At 70.8% G+C, this 13,719-nt stretch carries 16 protein-coding genes; 10 read left to right on the top strand and 6 right to left on the bottom strand.

Features of this window, described 5'->3' with window-relative positions:
• Positions 1-131 precede the first annotated feature (131 nt).
• Together C1I93_RS21775 and C1I93_RS21770 are read left to right on the top strand one after the other, a co-directional pair.
• Entirely contained in the window at positions 132-1,274 is a 1,143-nt protein-coding gene (locus C1I93_RS21775) for a geranylgeranyl reductase family protein (protein WP_111245149.1), read from the top strand.
• Between the two features lie 30 nt (positions 1,275-1,304).
• Entirely contained in the window at positions 1,305-2,075 is a 771-nt protein-coding gene (locus C1I93_RS21770; RefSeq protein ID WP_111245152.1) for an isoprenyl transferase, read from the top strand.
• Positions 2,076-2,093: 18 nt separating this feature from the next.
• Here C1I93_RS21770 and otsB read toward each other — a convergent pair whose 3' ends face one another.
• The 3 genes from otsB to C1I93_RS21755 form a co-directional block, all read right to left on the bottom strand.
• Complete coding sequence (gene otsB, locus C1I93_RS21765; protein WP_111245151.1) at positions 2,094-2,918, bottom strand: trehalose-phosphatase; 825 nt, start codon at positions 2,916-2,918, stop codon at positions 2,094-2,096.
• A gap of 68 nt (positions 2,919-2,986) precedes the next feature.
• The gene (locus C1I93_RS21760; protein WP_111245148.1) at positions 2,987-3,340 is read right to left on the bottom strand and encodes a hypothetical protein; all 354 of its coding nucleotides are present in this window, start codon (positions 3,338-3,340) and stop codon (positions 2,987-2,989) included.
• 161 nt (positions 3,341-3,501) lie between these two features.
• Complete coding sequence (locus tag C1I93_RS21755; RefSeq protein ID WP_111245147.1) at positions 3,502-3,942, bottom strand: XRE family transcriptional regulator; 441 nt, start codon at positions 3,940-3,942, stop codon at positions 3,502-3,504.
• A gap of 252 nt (positions 3,943-4,194) precedes the next feature.
• Here C1I93_RS21755 and C1I93_RS21750 point away from each other — a divergent pair, with 252 nt between their 5' ends.
• From C1I93_RS21750 to C1I93_RS21730, 5 genes are all read left to right on the top strand, one after another.
• Positions 4,195-4,539, top strand: a complete 345-nt coding sequence (locus tag C1I93_RS21750; RefSeq protein ID WP_111245146.1) for a hypothetical protein — start codon at positions 4,195-4,197, stop codon at positions 4,537-4,539.
• 28 nt (positions 4,540-4,567) lie between these two features.
• The gene (locus C1I93_RS21745) at positions 4,568-4,900 is read left to right on the top strand and encodes a hypothetical protein (RefSeq protein ID WP_111245145.1); all 333 of its coding nucleotides are present in this window, start codon (positions 4,568-4,570) and stop codon (positions 4,898-4,900) included.
• 341 nt (positions 4,901-5,241) lie between these two features.
• Positions 5,242-6,654: an RNA 5'-3' helicase PhoH2 gene (phoH2, locus tag C1I93_RS21740; RefSeq protein WP_111245144.1), complete on the top strand. Its 1,413-nt coding sequence runs from the start codon at positions 5,242-5,244 to the stop codon at positions 6,652-6,654.
• 293 nt (positions 6,655-6,947) lie between these two features.
• Entirely contained in the window at positions 6,948-7,619 is a 672-nt protein-coding gene (locus C1I93_RS21735) for an aggregation-promoting factor C-terminal-like domain-containing protein (RefSeq protein WP_111245143.1), read from the top strand.
• A gap of 107 nt (positions 7,620-7,726) precedes the next feature.
• Entirely contained in the window at positions 7,727-8,380 is a 654-nt protein-coding gene (locus C1I93_RS21730; protein WP_111245142.1) for a rhomboid family intramembrane serine protease, read from the top strand.
• 6 nt (positions 8,381-8,386) lie between these two features.
• Here the strand turns inward: C1I93_RS21730 and C1I93_RS21725 are convergent, their stop codons facing one another.
• Positions 8,387-9,367: a DMT family transporter gene (locus tag C1I93_RS21725; protein ID WP_111245141.1), complete on the bottom strand. Its 981-nt coding sequence runs from the start codon at positions 9,365-9,367 to the stop codon at positions 8,387-8,389.
• 4 nt (positions 9,368-9,371) lie between these two features.
• Positions 9,372-10,403 (bottom strand): class II fructose-bisphosphatase, encoded by a 1,032-nt coding sequence (glpX, locus tag C1I93_RS21720; protein ID WP_111245140.1) that lies wholly within the window; start codon positions 10,401-10,403, stop codon positions 9,372-9,374.
• Positions 10,404-10,567: 164 nt separating this feature from the next.
• Here glpX and C1I93_RS21715 point away from each other — a divergent pair, with 164 nt between their 5' ends.
• The 3 genes from C1I93_RS21715 to C1I93_RS21700 all read left to right on the top strand — a co-directional run bounded on the left by C1I93_RS21715 (position 10,568) and on the right by C1I93_RS21700 (position 13,049).
• Complete coding sequence (locus tag C1I93_RS21715) at positions 10,568-11,137, top strand: DUF4245 domain-containing protein (protein WP_111245139.1); 570 nt, start codon at positions 10,568-10,570, stop codon at positions 11,135-11,137.
• Positions 11,138-11,233: 96 nt separating this feature from the next.
• On the top strand, positions 11,234-12,040 hold the full coding sequence (locus C1I93_RS31255; protein ID WP_146603550.1) for a hypothetical protein: 807 nt from the start codon (positions 11,234-11,236) through the stop codon (positions 12,038-12,040).
• A gap of 166 nt (positions 12,041-12,206) precedes the next feature.
• Positions 12,207-13,049, top strand: coding sequence for a hypothetical protein (locus C1I93_RS21700; protein WP_111245136.1), 843 nt, complete (start codon positions 12,207-12,209; stop codon positions 13,047-13,049).
• A gap of 226 nt (positions 13,050-13,275) precedes the next feature.
• Here the strand turns inward: C1I93_RS21700 and C1I93_RS21695 are convergent, their stop codons facing one another.
• Entirely contained in the window at positions 13,276-13,497 is a 222-nt protein-coding gene (locus tag C1I93_RS21695; protein ID WP_111245150.1) for an exodeoxyribonuclease VII small subunit, read from the bottom strand.
• Between the last annotated feature and the right edge of the window lie 222 nt (positions 13,498-13,719).

The raw sequence follows: 13,719 nt of genomic DNA, 5'->3' as shown, positions 1-13,719 counted from the left end.
ACCCTCTGCTCTGCTTCAACCGGCGCAACAAATTCGCGACGATAGCTGTGCGTCGGTTGAAGCAGAGCAAAGGCGGTGCGGGCGAGAGGGCAGGGCTGGCCGTCCGGGCAGCCTGCCGGAGAGGGGCGGGCGTGCGCGACGAGTTCGATGTGGTGGTGGTCGGGGCGGGGCCGGCCGGGACGGCTGCCGCGCTGGCGGCACTGCGGGCCGGGGCCGAGGTGCTGCTGCTGGACCGCGCCGATTTTCCCCGGGACAAGGCGTGCGGGGACGGTATCGCCGCGCACGCCCTTGACGTACTCGCCGAACTGGGGGTGACCGACGCGGTGGCCGGCTATCCGCCGGTCCCGGCGCTGCGGCTGATCGCCCCGGGTGGGGACGCGGTGGCCCGGGCGTTGCCGAGGCCGGCGTACACGGTGCCGCGTCAGGTGTTCGACGCGCGGTTGGTGACGGCGGCGGTCGGTGCCGGTGCGACGCTGCGCCGCCGGGCGGTGCGCCGGATCGAGTCGCGGCCCGATCGGGTGGTGCTCGACGGTGAGATCTCCGCGCGGGTCGTCGTCGGCGCGGACGGTGCGGGCTCCGTCGTCCGCCGGGCGTTGGGCCAGCGCAACAATCCCGACAGGCATCTGGCGCTGGCGATCCGGGGGTACGCGCCAGCTCCCGCCGGCCCGCCGACGCAGCTTATCGTCACCTCGGCGGCCCGGTGGCCGGCGTACGCCTGGTCCTTTCCGATCGGTGACGGGCGCGCGAACGTCGGCTACGGCGAGGTGCTGCGAGGTGATCCGCTGACCCGCGCACACCTGGTCGACCGGCTCGCCGCGCTGCTGCCCGGCACCGAACCCGCAGGCGTGACCGGGCTGCGGGCCCATCACCTGCCGTTGTCCACCAGCCGGCCGGTGCCCGGACGCGGTCGCGTGCTGCTCGCCGGCGACGCGCTGTCCCTGATCAATCCGTTCACCGGCGAGGGGATTTTCTACGCGCTGTGTTCCGGGGCCCTGGCCGGCACGGCCGCGGCCACCGCGCCCGATCAGGCCGCCCGCTGCTACGCCTCGGCGCTGCGCCGCCGGCTCGGGCTGCACCTGCGGCACAGTTCGGTGGCGGCCTGGCTGGCCCGGCAGGCCCGGATCGTCGACGCGGCGGTGCACGCGGCCCGCCGGGACGAGAAGGTTTTCGACACAGTGGTGGAGTTGGGCCTGGGTGACGGTTTGCTGGATGCCCGAACGCTCGCCCTGATTGTCCGCAACCTCCCGGCACAGCATCGGCCACCGACGCGCTGACCGCCCGGGTGGCTCGCTACCCTGCAAGTGATGACTCTGCGGAAACTTCTCTACTCCGTCTACGAGCGGCGGCTGACGGCCAAGCTCGCGGGCCGTCCGGTGCCTCGCCATGTCGGCGTGATGTGCGACGGCAACCGCAGGTGGGCTCGGGAGATGGGCTTCATCGACCCGAACGACGGCCATCGGATGGGCGCGGAGCGGATCAAGGAGCTGCTGCGTTGGTGCGACGCCGCCGGCGTGGGGCACGTGACCCTCTGGTTGCTCTCCACCGACAACCTCTCCCGGCCGGCGGTGGAGCTGGACCCGCTGCTCCAGATCATCGAGGACCTGACCACCGAGCTGGCCGAGGAGGCAAATCCCTGGCGGCTGCGGATGGTGGGCGCGCTCGACGTGCTGCCGGCGGGCCTCGCGACGGCGCTCAAGGCAGCCGAGGAACGGACCCGGGAACGCTCCGGCGCCGCCCAGGTCAACATCGCGGTCGGGTACGGCGGACGGCGGGAGATCGCCGACGCGGTGCGCTCGCTGCTGCTGGAGCACGCGGCGGACGGCGGCACACTTGAGGACCTGGCCGAGTCACTCGACGTCGACGACATCTCGAAGCACCTCTACACCCGTGGCCTGCCGGATCCGGACCTGATCATCCGGACCAGCGGTGAGCAGCGCCTCTCGGGCTTCATGCTCTGGCAGTCGGCGCACTCGGAGTTCTACTTCTGCGAACTCAACTGGCCGGACTTCCGCCGGGTCGACTTCCTCCGCGCGCTGCGCTCGTACGCGACCCGACAGCGCCGCTACGGCGTCTGAGGCTGCCCCCTGCTCGGCTCAGGTCAGGTGGTGCACGGCGGTGGTGAGGAAGTCGCCGAGCGCCGCCGGTGAGTCGATGGTGAGGTCGGCCGCCTCGGCGACCTCATGTCCGGTCTCCGGGTTGGCGACGGCGACGCAGACACCCAGGAACTGCGGATCGGCGGCGGCCCGGGCCCGCAGCGCGGCGAACGCCTTGATGTCGGAGACGTCGTCACCGAAATACCAGGCTCCGCCCACCCCCTGCACCAACTCCCCGATCACCATGCCCTTGTCCCGGTCGACAGGTGGCTTGACCTCCAGCACCATCCGGCCCACCTGCACCCGCAGGCCGAGGCGTTCGGCCTGGGCGTGTCCCCACTTCTCGACGGCGGCGGCGAGTTGCGGCGCGGTGCGCCAGTGCAGGGCCACGGAGAGCCGCTTGTACTCGACAAGGGCGCCCGGTGGCAGTTCGGCGCGGGCCTGGTCGGCGAGTTCGGCCATGGTGGGCACCCAGGGCAGCGCGGCCGGCTCGGTGACGGTGTCGCCGCCGGAGTGGCTGTGCTCCAGCCCGTAGAGCCCGTAGAGGTCGACGCCCGTCAGCCCGCCGAAGTGCTCCCGCAGGAACTCCACAGGTCGGGCGGAGACGATCGCGATCCGGCGTACGACCGGAGCGAGCGCCTCAAGGGCGGCCAGCACCTTCGGCGCGGGTTGCACCTGGGTGGGATCGTCGGCGACCGGCGCGAGTGTGCCGTCGAAGTCGAAGAAGAGGATGGTCTCGGCCGCCCGGTCGGCGGTGGTACGCCAGGCCAGGTCGGCGTTCAGCGGGATCTTCGGCTGGGGGTTGCCCAGATTCAACGGTGGCACGCGCGACAGCGTACCCCGGTTTCCGAGGGTCATTCCTGATCTGGAACCTGTGTGCGGCACCGGCCGGATCAGCGTTCGGCGGCCCCACGCCCTCGGCGTCCGAACGGCACCACAGCCGCATCCTGAGCACGGTTGAGCAGGTAACCCTCCACGAAACCGGCGTTGCGGTCGCCGGTGTGCGCCTCGATCTCCCGGAGCCGCTCCACCAGGAACTCGGTGAGCGCGCAGAGCCGGTTGTCGAGCCGGTCGTGCAGCTCGGCGACCACGGCCACGATGATCGAGGTGCCGGCGGTGGTGAGCGCGAAAAGGTTGACGAGCAGGGGAAGCTGCCCGCCGTTCACGGTCAGGGTCACCGCGTTTCCGGTGACGCAGAGCGTCAACGAGACCGTGGCGACCAAGACTGCCGACCATTTCAGGGTCATGAGAGACCCTCCTTCTGTCCCGCAGGGCTGGGTTCGGCCCTTGTCCCGTCCCCCCGCCGACGACGAGCCCAAGCAGTACGAATACGGACGCTAGCGCGCCCGGTCCGACCCCGGAGCGAAACGGATGATCCCGCTCTGCCGTTTTTTCGCCATTTGAGGAACTAACCGGCCGCGTCGCCTCGTTTTCGGACAGCAGCCGGGAGAGTTGGGCGGTATGCGAGGTAACGAATGGTTTCTCGGATGTGGAACTTCTCCGCGTCCGAGACTCCGGGATCGGCCAGGCGACGCAGCAACGCCTCCACGTCGGGGTCCATCGGCGGCAGGGGTGGGGCGTCGCGGCGGTTGGCGTTGCGGTCCCAACCCAGCGCCGCGAAGGCCGTGGCGGGGTCGAGCCCGAGGCCCTCGCAGAACGCCACCACCCGCTCGGCCTCCGGGTCGCTGGCCCAGTCGCCGCGTACCCAGCGATTGATCGTCTGGCGTGAGACGCCGGTGCGTCGGGACACCTCGGTGCCGGTCCAGGCTCGGGTCGCGCTGGCCTCGGCGAGGGCCCGCCGGACGAAGGTGGCGAAGGCGATCTTCCGTGCGTTGGCCGTCTCGGTCACCCCGTGACCGTACGGCCGTGGGGCCTGGCTTGAGGTCCCTGGCACGCGTTTGTCACGCCTGCGTGACGTGAATGTGGTCTGTCGAGTTACCGCTGTAGTGCTGTTCTTGAGGGGTGTCACCTGGGCAGGATAGATGTGCGTCGGGGTGGAGGCAAACAATCGAAATGCTGATACTGTCACGTGCATGGGACAACCTACGGTGTGTCGCGTTCATGCCCGCCAGCGTCACGCGCCTGGTTCGAGGGGGGTCTGGTGACCGAACTCGCAACCCGGGCCCAGGCCTTCGGCCTGGTCGCAGCGGGCGTCGCGGCCGGGCTGAGCGCGCCGTGGCGCCTCTACCTGGCGCGCGGCTGTCGCTACCTGTCGCTGAGTGTCGGCGACCGGGCCGAGTGGAACGCCTGGCGGACCCATCTCGGCTGCCCGGAACTCAGCGTCCGGGTCTACGACGCCGGTGGGGAGATCCGCCGGTCCTCGGTGGCGGAGGTGCTCCTGGACGGCTGCCGGATCAGCGTCGAGCTGGTGGAGGAGATCGGCACCGACGACCTCGACCGGCTGCTGGTCGCCGACCCCACAATGATCGAGCCGGAGGAGCGATGAGGGGCGGGCGAGGGATCGGAGCTGCCGGATGAGCCCTTTCCTCGCGATCTTCCTGGTGCTCGTGCTCGCCGCGACGAGTTACGCGGCCGGACGGCTGCACGGGCAGCTCAGCTACCGGATCGGTTACCGGTTCGGCTACCGGCAGGGCTATTTCGACGGTGACCGCGGGGCGTGGAACCGGCGTCGCCGCGAGGCCCAGGCCGCGATCGCCTCCGCGCTCGCGGTCACCACGCCCGCCACCAGGGTGCCGGCAACTGTGGTCCGCGCGGGCACCACGTACACCGGATCGTCGTTCGCGGAGCCGGCCGCCTCGGTCACCGGGCGGCACCCGACCGGCACCCTCGTCCGACGGACCGGCTGAGACCGGTCGACGGGCCTCGGCCTGGGCGCAGGCGCGGTGCACCGCCCTCGTGGCGGGTGCCGCAGGGACCACCGTCGGACCGGTGCCGGTGGTCCACCGGCCGGGATGCGCGCAGGGGGCATGCATCCCGGCCGGTTCACCCCGACGAGGGTGTGATAGATCGCCTCTAGCCGGACGGGTTGCGGGGAGCTAGCGTCTAGGCATGGCACGGGGTTGTCCCGGGCCAGCCGGCCCGCCCGGCCTGCGACCTCGCCACGGGGCCCGCATCCGACCCCGTGTCCGCCGGGCACCGGAGGAGGCGGACCGCGGGTGGCCGGGTGCCCACCCGCCGGAGCAGGCCTGTGACGACTCGCCGTACGACCGCCGGTGCCGACCAGAGCCCGGCCGCGACTGCCACGACCCGCCGCAGTGCCCGGAGCCGCCGCAGCGCGGCCACGGGTTCGGCCGACACCAGGGAGCCCCGACCAGCGGGCCAGTCCTTCGTCCTGGACACCTCCGTCCTGCTCAGCGATCCTGCGGCGTTCCACCGCTTCGCCGAGCACGAGGTGGTGCTGCCCCTGGTGGTGATCTCCGAACTGGAGGGCAAGCGGCAACATCCCGAGCTGGGCTGGTTCGCCCGGCAGTCCCTGCGCATGCTCGACGAGTTGCGGGTCCGCCACGGCCGGCTGGACCGGCCGGTGCCGGCCAACGACGACGGGGGCACGCTGCGGGTGGAGCTCAACCACACCGACGACGGGGTGCTGCCGCCGGGGTTCCGCAACGAGTCGAACGACGCCCGGATCCTCTCCGTCGCGCTGAATCTCGCCGCCGAGGGGCGGGAGGTGACGCTGGTCAGCAAGGACATGCCGTTGCGGGTCAAGGCCGCCTCGGTGGGGTTGCGCGCGGACGAGTACCGACACGGTCAGGCGAGCGACCCGACCTGGACCGGGATGGCCGAGCTGGAGCTGAGCGAGGAGGCGATCGGGCAGCTCTACGGTGGCGAGACCATCGACGTGGACGCGGCTGCCGGTCTGCCCTGCCACACCGGCCTGGTGCTGCACTCGGCCCGGGGCTCGGCGCTGGGCCGGGTGCTACCGGACAAGACCGTGCGGCTGGTACGCGGTGACCGGGAGGCGTTCGGCGTGCACGGACGCTCCGCCGAGCAGCGGGTCGCCCTCGATCTGCTGCTGGACGAGTCGATCGGCATCGTCTCGCTCGGCGGTCGGGCCGGCACCGGAAAGTCCGCTCTCGCGCTCTGTGCCGGTCTGGAGGCGGTGATGGAGCGCCGCCGGCACAAGAAGGTGATCGTCTTCCGTCCGCTGTACGCCGTCGGCGGCCAGGAACTGGGCTACCTGCCCGGCTCGGAGTCGGAGAAGATGTCGCCCTGGGCTCAGGCGGTCTTCGACACCCTCGGCGCGGTGGTGCACGAGAACGTGATGGAGGAGGTGGTCGCGCGGGGCCTGCTCGAGGTGCTGCCGCTGACCCACATCCGCGGACGGAGCCTGCACGACGCCTTCGTCATCGTCGATGAGGCGCAGTCGCTGGAGCGGGGGGTGCTGCTGACCGTGCTCTCCCGCATCGGTCAGGGCTCCCGGGTGGTGCTGACCCACGACGTCGCCCAGCGGGACAACCTTCGGGTAGGTCGGCATGACGGCGTGACCGCGGTGATCGAAGCGTTGAAGGGGCATCAGCTCTTCGCGCACGTCACGTTGAGCCGTTCGGAGCGGTCACCGATCGCCGCCATGGTGACCGACCTGCTGGAGGACATCCCATAGGGATGACCGTTTTTTAGTCTTTTAATGCTATTTTTTGAGTGACGCACGTCACAATTGATCGTGACCGTTTCCCATCAGCCTCACTGTGCGCGATTGTGTCCCACGGGCGCCCACGCACCTTGCGCATCGTTGGTGATAGTTCATCCCAGCCGGGGACCGAACCACACACCGCGTGGCGGCAGGTGCGTCGACGGTGACCGGCACGTTCCGGTCACGGGCGCCCGCGGCGCGCTTCGGCCCGTTGTGGGCTGTGGTGCCGCCGCGTCCCTGAACCCGACGAAGGGATCCACTTCGTGAGTCGGCCCTGGAGCCGGTTCGCCGCCCGCGGCGCAGCTGTCGCGCTGCTCTCGGTGGGCGTGGCCGGTGGTGTCTACCTCAACGAGGACCGCCAGTCGCCAAGTCCCGGTCCCGGGGCACAGGTGGCCGGCACCGTCACCCAGATCGATGTCGAATACCGGCAGGAGCAGCAGGTCTCCCGCCAGGTACGGGCCGCCCGTCAGCAGGCCGCAGAGGCCACGAAGCTGGCCCGGGCCGCCGCCGAGAAGGCCCGCAAGGCTGAGGAGGCGGCGCGCAAGAAAGCCGCGGAGGAGAAGGCGGCCAAGGAAGCCGCCGCACGGGCCCTCAAGCCGTACGACGGCCCGGTCCCGGCCTCCTGCAAGGTGTACAGCGGCCACCGGAAGACCGGCTGCGCCCTGATGATCGACGCGGGCTTCAATATCGACCAGTTCCCCTGCCTGGACAAGCTCTGGAACAAGGAGAGCGGCTGGAACCCGAAGGCCCACAACCAGTCCTCCGGGGCGTACGGGATTCCGCAGGCACTGCCGGGTAACAAGATGGCCACGGTCGCCGACGACTGGCAGACCAACCCGGTGACCCAGATCAAGTGGGGTCTCGGCTACATCGATGGCCGCTACGACACCCCGTGCAACGCCTGGAACCACTCCCAGGCCGAGGGTTGGTACTAACCCTTCACACGCGTGCGATGGGCGTGGCTCCGGTGACCGGAGTCCACGCCCATCGTCGTACCCGGGAAAAGTGGCGCGTGCCGGCGTTTGCTGATAGCTCTTGACAGGTGACCCTGCACCCCGTGAACGGTGACCCGCACCGATTCGGCACCGAGGCCTTCTACGCGTCCATCGGTCGGGCCTTCGTCGCCATGTGCGCGGTGGTGCCGGTGCTGTTCCTGATCGAGGGCCTCGACCAGTGGCTCGGCGCGGGATTCGACGCCGCCGCCGGCATCATCCCACAGCGCATCGACGGTCTGGACGGGGTCTTCTTCTCACCTTTCCTGCATCACGGCTTCGACCACCTCTACAGCAACAGCATCCCGCTGATCCTGCTCGGCACCTTCGTGCTGGCCGCGGGTGCCCGCCGCTTCCTCTGGTCCACCCTGGTGATCGTGCTGGTCAGCGGCCTGGGCGTGTGGTTCACCGGGTCGCCCAACACGATCGTCGTGGGTGCCAGCGGCGTGATCTTCGGCTATCTCGGCATCCTGTTGACCCGGGGCATCTTCGAGCGGAGCTGGTGGAACTTCGCGGTCTTCCTGCTGGTCGGGCTCCTCTACGGCGGTCAACTGGTGGGCGTCCTGCCGACCGACGAACGGATCTCCTGGCAGGGGCACCTGTTCGGGCTGCTGGGCGGCATCGTGGCAGCGATCATCTTTCGCCGTCGCCGGCCCGACCTGGACGGGCCGTACCGCTCCGAGTCGCCGATGACCATGCCCTGACGACGGCTACCGCCGACCGGTCCGCCGCCGGCCACCGAGCGCGGCGAGGGCGACGGCGGCGAGGGTGAGCAGCGCGCCGAGGAGGGTGGCCGCGCCGGGACGCGAGGCGGCGGTGGGAAACAGCGCGTCCAGCAGCACCGCGCCGATCACCTGGCCCGCGATGGTGGCCAGGCCGAGCAGGAGTACGCCGGTGAAGCGGACCACCGTCGCGGCGACCGCGATGAACACCACACCGACCGGGCCACCGAGGTAGAGCCAGGGTTCGGCGGGCAGGCTCCCGGGCGGACGCCCGCGCAGGGCGACACTGACGGCGAACGCGGCCAGCAGCACTGTGGTGCCCACGGTGAAGTTGACAAAGGTGGCGGTCAGGGTGCTCTCCGTGGCCATCCGGACCCGGCCGTTGACCGCCTGTTGCCAGGCCACCCCGATCCCCGCGACCAGGGGCAGCAGGGCCAGGCCGAGGGTCGCCGGGTCACCGAGCCGGTCGCCGACGGCCAGCAGCACCGCCACCACGGTCAGCACCGCACCGCCCAGCCGGGCACCGGTCACCGGTTGCCGGCCGCTGGGCCCGATGCCCGCCCGGTCGACGGCCAGACTGCTGCCTGACTGGCCGGCGACCACCGCCACGGTGAACACCGCCACGCCGAGCGTGCCGACGGTGGCTCCCTGGGTGAAGACCAGGAACGCCCCGCACGCGCCGCCAAGACACTGCCAGGGGCGGAGCAGGCCGCCGGTGAGCGCGCCGCGCAGGGCGCGCAGCCCACGCCGGCCGCTGCGGGTGGCGGGCACCAGCACCGACAGCAGCAGCAGGCCCAGCCCGAACGAGACGACCGCCGCGGCGAGGCCGTCGCCCAGCCGCCCGGCCAGCTCTCCGTTGATCCGTGACTGGACGGCCACGGCGACCCCGCCGGTCGTCGCCAGTCCCACGGCACCGGCACGGCGGCCGGCCGACCTGGTCGGGGCGGCCGCCGTCGCCGTCACACTCACACCATCACGCCTGCTCGGCCAGGGGGCGGCCGTCGAAGTCGACGGCCGAGTAGAGCGCCAGCTTCTCCAACCGGTGGTACGAGTCGATCACCCGAATCGTGCCGCTCTTGGAACGCATCACGATCGACTGGGTGTACGCGCCGCCGGAGCGGTACCGCACGCCGCGCAGCAGGTCGCCGGAGGTGATGCCGGTGGCCACGAAGAAGCAGTTGTCGCCGGTGACCAGGTCGTCGGTGGTCAGCACCCGGTCCAGGTCGTGCCCGGCGGCCAGTGCCTTCTCCCGCTCGGCGGCGTCCCTGGGCCAGAGCTTGGCCTGCATCATCCCGCCCATGCACTTGAGCGCGCAGGCGGCGGTGATGCCCTCCGGCGTGCCGCCGATGCCCATCAGCACGTCGACGTCGGTCTCGCCCCGGGCGGCGGCGATGGCGCCGGCGATGTCGCCGTCGGAGATGAACCGGATGCCCGCACCGGCCCGGCGGATCTGGTCGACCAGGTCGTCGTGCCGGGTGCGGTCGAGGACGCAGACGGTGACCTCGGAGATGTCGGTGCCCTTGACCTTGGCGATCCGGCGCAGGTTCTCGGTCACCCCGGCGTTGATGTCCACGACGTCGGCGTAGGCCGGGCCGACGGCGAGCTTCTCCATGTAGAACACGGCGCTCGGGTCGAACATCGCGCCTCGCTCGGCGACCGCCAGCACGGCGAGGGCGTTCGGCATCCCCTTGCTCATCAGCGTGGTGCCGTCGATCGGGTCGACCGCGACGTCCACCTCCGGGCCGCTGCCGTCACCGACCTCCTCGCCGTTGAAGAGCATCGGCGCGTTGTCCTTCTCGCCCTCGCCGATCACCACGACGCCCCGCATGGGAATCGAGTTGATCAGCTTGCGCATCGCGTCCACGGCGGCACCGTCGCCGCCCTCCTTGTCGCCCCGGCCGACCCACCGGCCGGCGGCCATGGCCGCCGCCTCGGTGACCCGGACCAGATCGAGGGCGAGGTTGCGGTCGAGGTTCTGGGGGGTTCGCGTCCTGGTGGTCGTCATGGAACGGCTCCTCCTCGCGGCGGTGCGGGGTTGACCGGGCCGGCTGGCCTGGGTACGACCAGCGGCAACTGTGCTTCTGATCCTCACACGATGGCGGATATGGCAGCGGAGCGGGGCGGTGATGGGCCGGATACCGCCTCTCGGGCGGCTGCGAGAATGGGGGAGTGGAACCTGCACAGCCCGCCGACCGCACACCCACCGACACCACGCCGGCCCCGCCCGTGGCCAGATCCGAGCGCTCGCCGCGCGACATGGCGATCTCGCTGCTGGTGCTGCTGGTCCCGATCGTCCTGCTGCTCGCCTTCTACCGGGGGTTCCTCGGCGGGGACCAGCCGAGCACGGTGGACCCCGCGCCGGCCTTCGAGCAGGCGCGGTCGGCCGGGGCGTTTCCGGTGAGCGAGCCGACCGGGCTGGGCGAGGGATGGCGTACGGTGCGGGCGACCTACCGCGCGGTCGAGGGCGGTGCCACGCTGCGGGTGGGATACCTCACACCCGAGGGGCGGGGTCTACAACTGGTCCAGAGCAACGTGCCGCCGGAGCGTCTGCTGCCCACCGAACTGACCGAGGAGGGGCAGCCGCAGGGGCAGGCCGACCTGGGGGCCGGCACCTGGCAGCGGTACACCGCCCGCGGCAACGAGCAGGCGCTGGTGCTGCTCCAGCAGGGTCGCACCGTGATCGTGATCGGTGACGCCCGGGACAACGAGCTGCGGGAGATGGCCGCCGCCGTCGATTGATGCCCCCCAGCATGTCGGGGTGATCCGCTACGCTCCGCGGGTTCGATGCCTGGCCGAACTCGGTCGGGCGCTTTACCGCTTGAAGAGAGACAATCTGTGAACATTCGACGCTGGAGCGTGGGCGTTATCGCCGCCACGCTGCTCGTTCCCGGCGTAGCCGCCTGCAACTCCGGCACCACTGCGGAGTCCCCCGCCGCCGGGTCCTCGACCGCGCCGGCCGTCCCCGCCGACCCCAAGGAGGCGCTGCTCGCCTCCACCAAGGGCCTGGCCGAGGGGAACTACACCTTCGCCATCGCCGCCGACGGGATGACCGGCAAGGGCGTTTTCAACAAGCCCGCCAACAGCGCCCAGATGACGATGAACATGAACGTCGAGAACATCGCCTTCGACTTCGAGCTCATCCAGATCCAGCCCGACATCTGGCTCAAGATCGACCTGGGTGAGCTGTTCGCCGGGGTCCCCGGCATGGAGGCGATGAAGGACAAGTACCAGCACCTCGACGCGGCCAAGGCCGGCCAGAGCAAGAACCTCGACCTGCTGAAGGAGGGTGGCGACCCGGCCGAGGCGGCGGAGATGTTCAAGGGCGTCACCGACGTCAAGCAGACCGGCGAGGGTGCGTACAGCGGCAAGGTCGACCTCTCCGCGGTGAAGGACTCGGTCGCCGCCGACGAGGACATGATCAAGGCGCTGGGTGCCCAGGCCAAGGAGATCCCGTTCACCGCGAAGCTGGACCCCGAGGGCCGGCTGACCGAGCTGGTCGTCTCCGTGCCCGGGGCCGGCGAGATCAAGGCGCAGGACATCAAGATCACGTACGCCGACTACGGCGCGGCGCCGGCCGTGCAGAAGCCGGCGGCGGACCAGGTCATCGAGGCCAACGAGCAGATCTACGAGATGTTCAAGTAAGCGCAACAGCAGATAGGCGCACGGGGGCGAGCTGGGCTCGCCCCCGTTTCGCGTACTCGATCGTGGCGGGTGTGGCGACCGGGTGATTGCGCGAGCCGTCGGCAGGGAACAGGAGAGGTGAGCCTCCGGCGCGTGCCGCGTCGGCCGATCCTGCTGGGAGACATCGATGAGCGTACGACGACTGAGTGCCGGCCTCATGGCTGCGGCGCTGCTCACGCCTGGAGTCGCCGCCTGTACCGCCACCGGCGACGGCACGGCCGGGCCCACCGCCACACCTTCCGGCTCCGCCACCGCCACGGCTACCGGTGCCGCTTCAGACGCCGACGCCAAGCAGGCGCTGCTGGATTCGACGCGGGAGATCAGCAACGGCAACTTCCGGTTCCGGATGTCAGGTGCCGGATCGACCGCCGAGGGGCAGGTGCACCAGCCGAGCCAGAGCGCGCAGCTGCGGGTGAGCATCGGCGAACCCGACGACGACCTGGCGATGAGCCTCGACCTCATCCACGCCAAGCCGGACAGCTGGGTCAAGCTGGACCTCAGCGGTGCCGCGGCGGAGAGCATTCCCGGGCGGGACAAGCTCAACCTCGGCAAGTACCAGCACCTCGACCAGAGCCGGATCCAGGGCAACCGCAACCTCGGCTTCGACTTCGACCAGGTCGACCCCGCCGGCAGCGATCTGCTCACCCAGGCGGTCACCGAGGTACGCCGCACCGGCGACGGCGCGTACGCCGGCACCATCGACGTGTCGAAGGCGGCCGAGGCCGGCTCGCTCGACCAGACCCTGATCACCGCGCTCGGCGCGCAGGCGAACTCGGTGCCGTTCACCGCGACCACCGACGCCCAGGGTCGGCTGACCGAGTTGGTGCTCCAGCTCCCCGCCGCCGGTGAGACGGCGGCCCAGGAGGTCCGGATCACGTACACCGACTACGGCAACGCCACCGCTGCCGAGGCGCCCCCGGCCGACCAGGTCGTCGAGGCTCCGGCGGAGCTGTACAACCTGTTCGACTGAGGTAATCCTCCCCAGGTCCACTGAGCCCGGCACGTGCCTCGGCGCGCGCCGGGCTCAGCCCTGTCTGCTCCGGCCGGCAGTGCCTCGTGCGGCACCCTCAGCCGGTCTGCTCCGGCCGGCAGTGCCTCGGGTGGCGCCCTCAGCCCTGTTTGCTCCGGCCGGCATGTGCCTCGTGCGGCGCCCTCAGCCCTGTCTGCTCCGGCCGGCAGTGCCTCGGGTGGCGCCCTCAGCCGGTCTGCTCCTGCCGGGCGGCGTCGAGGCGGGCGCGGGCGCCGTCGAGCCAGCGTTGGCAGACCGCCGCCAGCGCCTCCCCGCGCTCCCAGAGCGCCAGTGACTCCTCCAGCGAGGTGCCGCCGGTCTCCAGCCGCTCCACCACCGATGCGAGCTCGGCGCGGGCCTGTTCGTAGCTGAGCCGCTCGTCCGACCCGCTGCTCTTCTCCCCATTCATCGCCACCATCTCAACACACCCCTCCGACCTCACCCGCCGCGCCGCGCCCCCGCCCGCGCTCTGACTGCCTCGCCGGACCAGCCGCGACAGGCAACATCCCAGCGCTCGGCAACGAAGACACCGAGCCCGTGGACACCTTGCACCCACCCCTGCTCCGAGGTGCGGCTGAGCTGGAGATCTTGTTACGAAAATGCCCCTACGGGGGCCGTTTCGGTCCAAGAT

It is taken from the genome of Micromonospora endophytica (genome assembly GCF_003236305.1).
Taxonomy (GTDB): domain Bacteria; phylum Actinomycetota; class Actinomycetes; order Mycobacteriales; family Micromonosporaceae; genus Micromonospora; species Micromonospora endophytica.
This window is presented reverse-complemented; position numbering and strand designations above follow the sequence as displayed.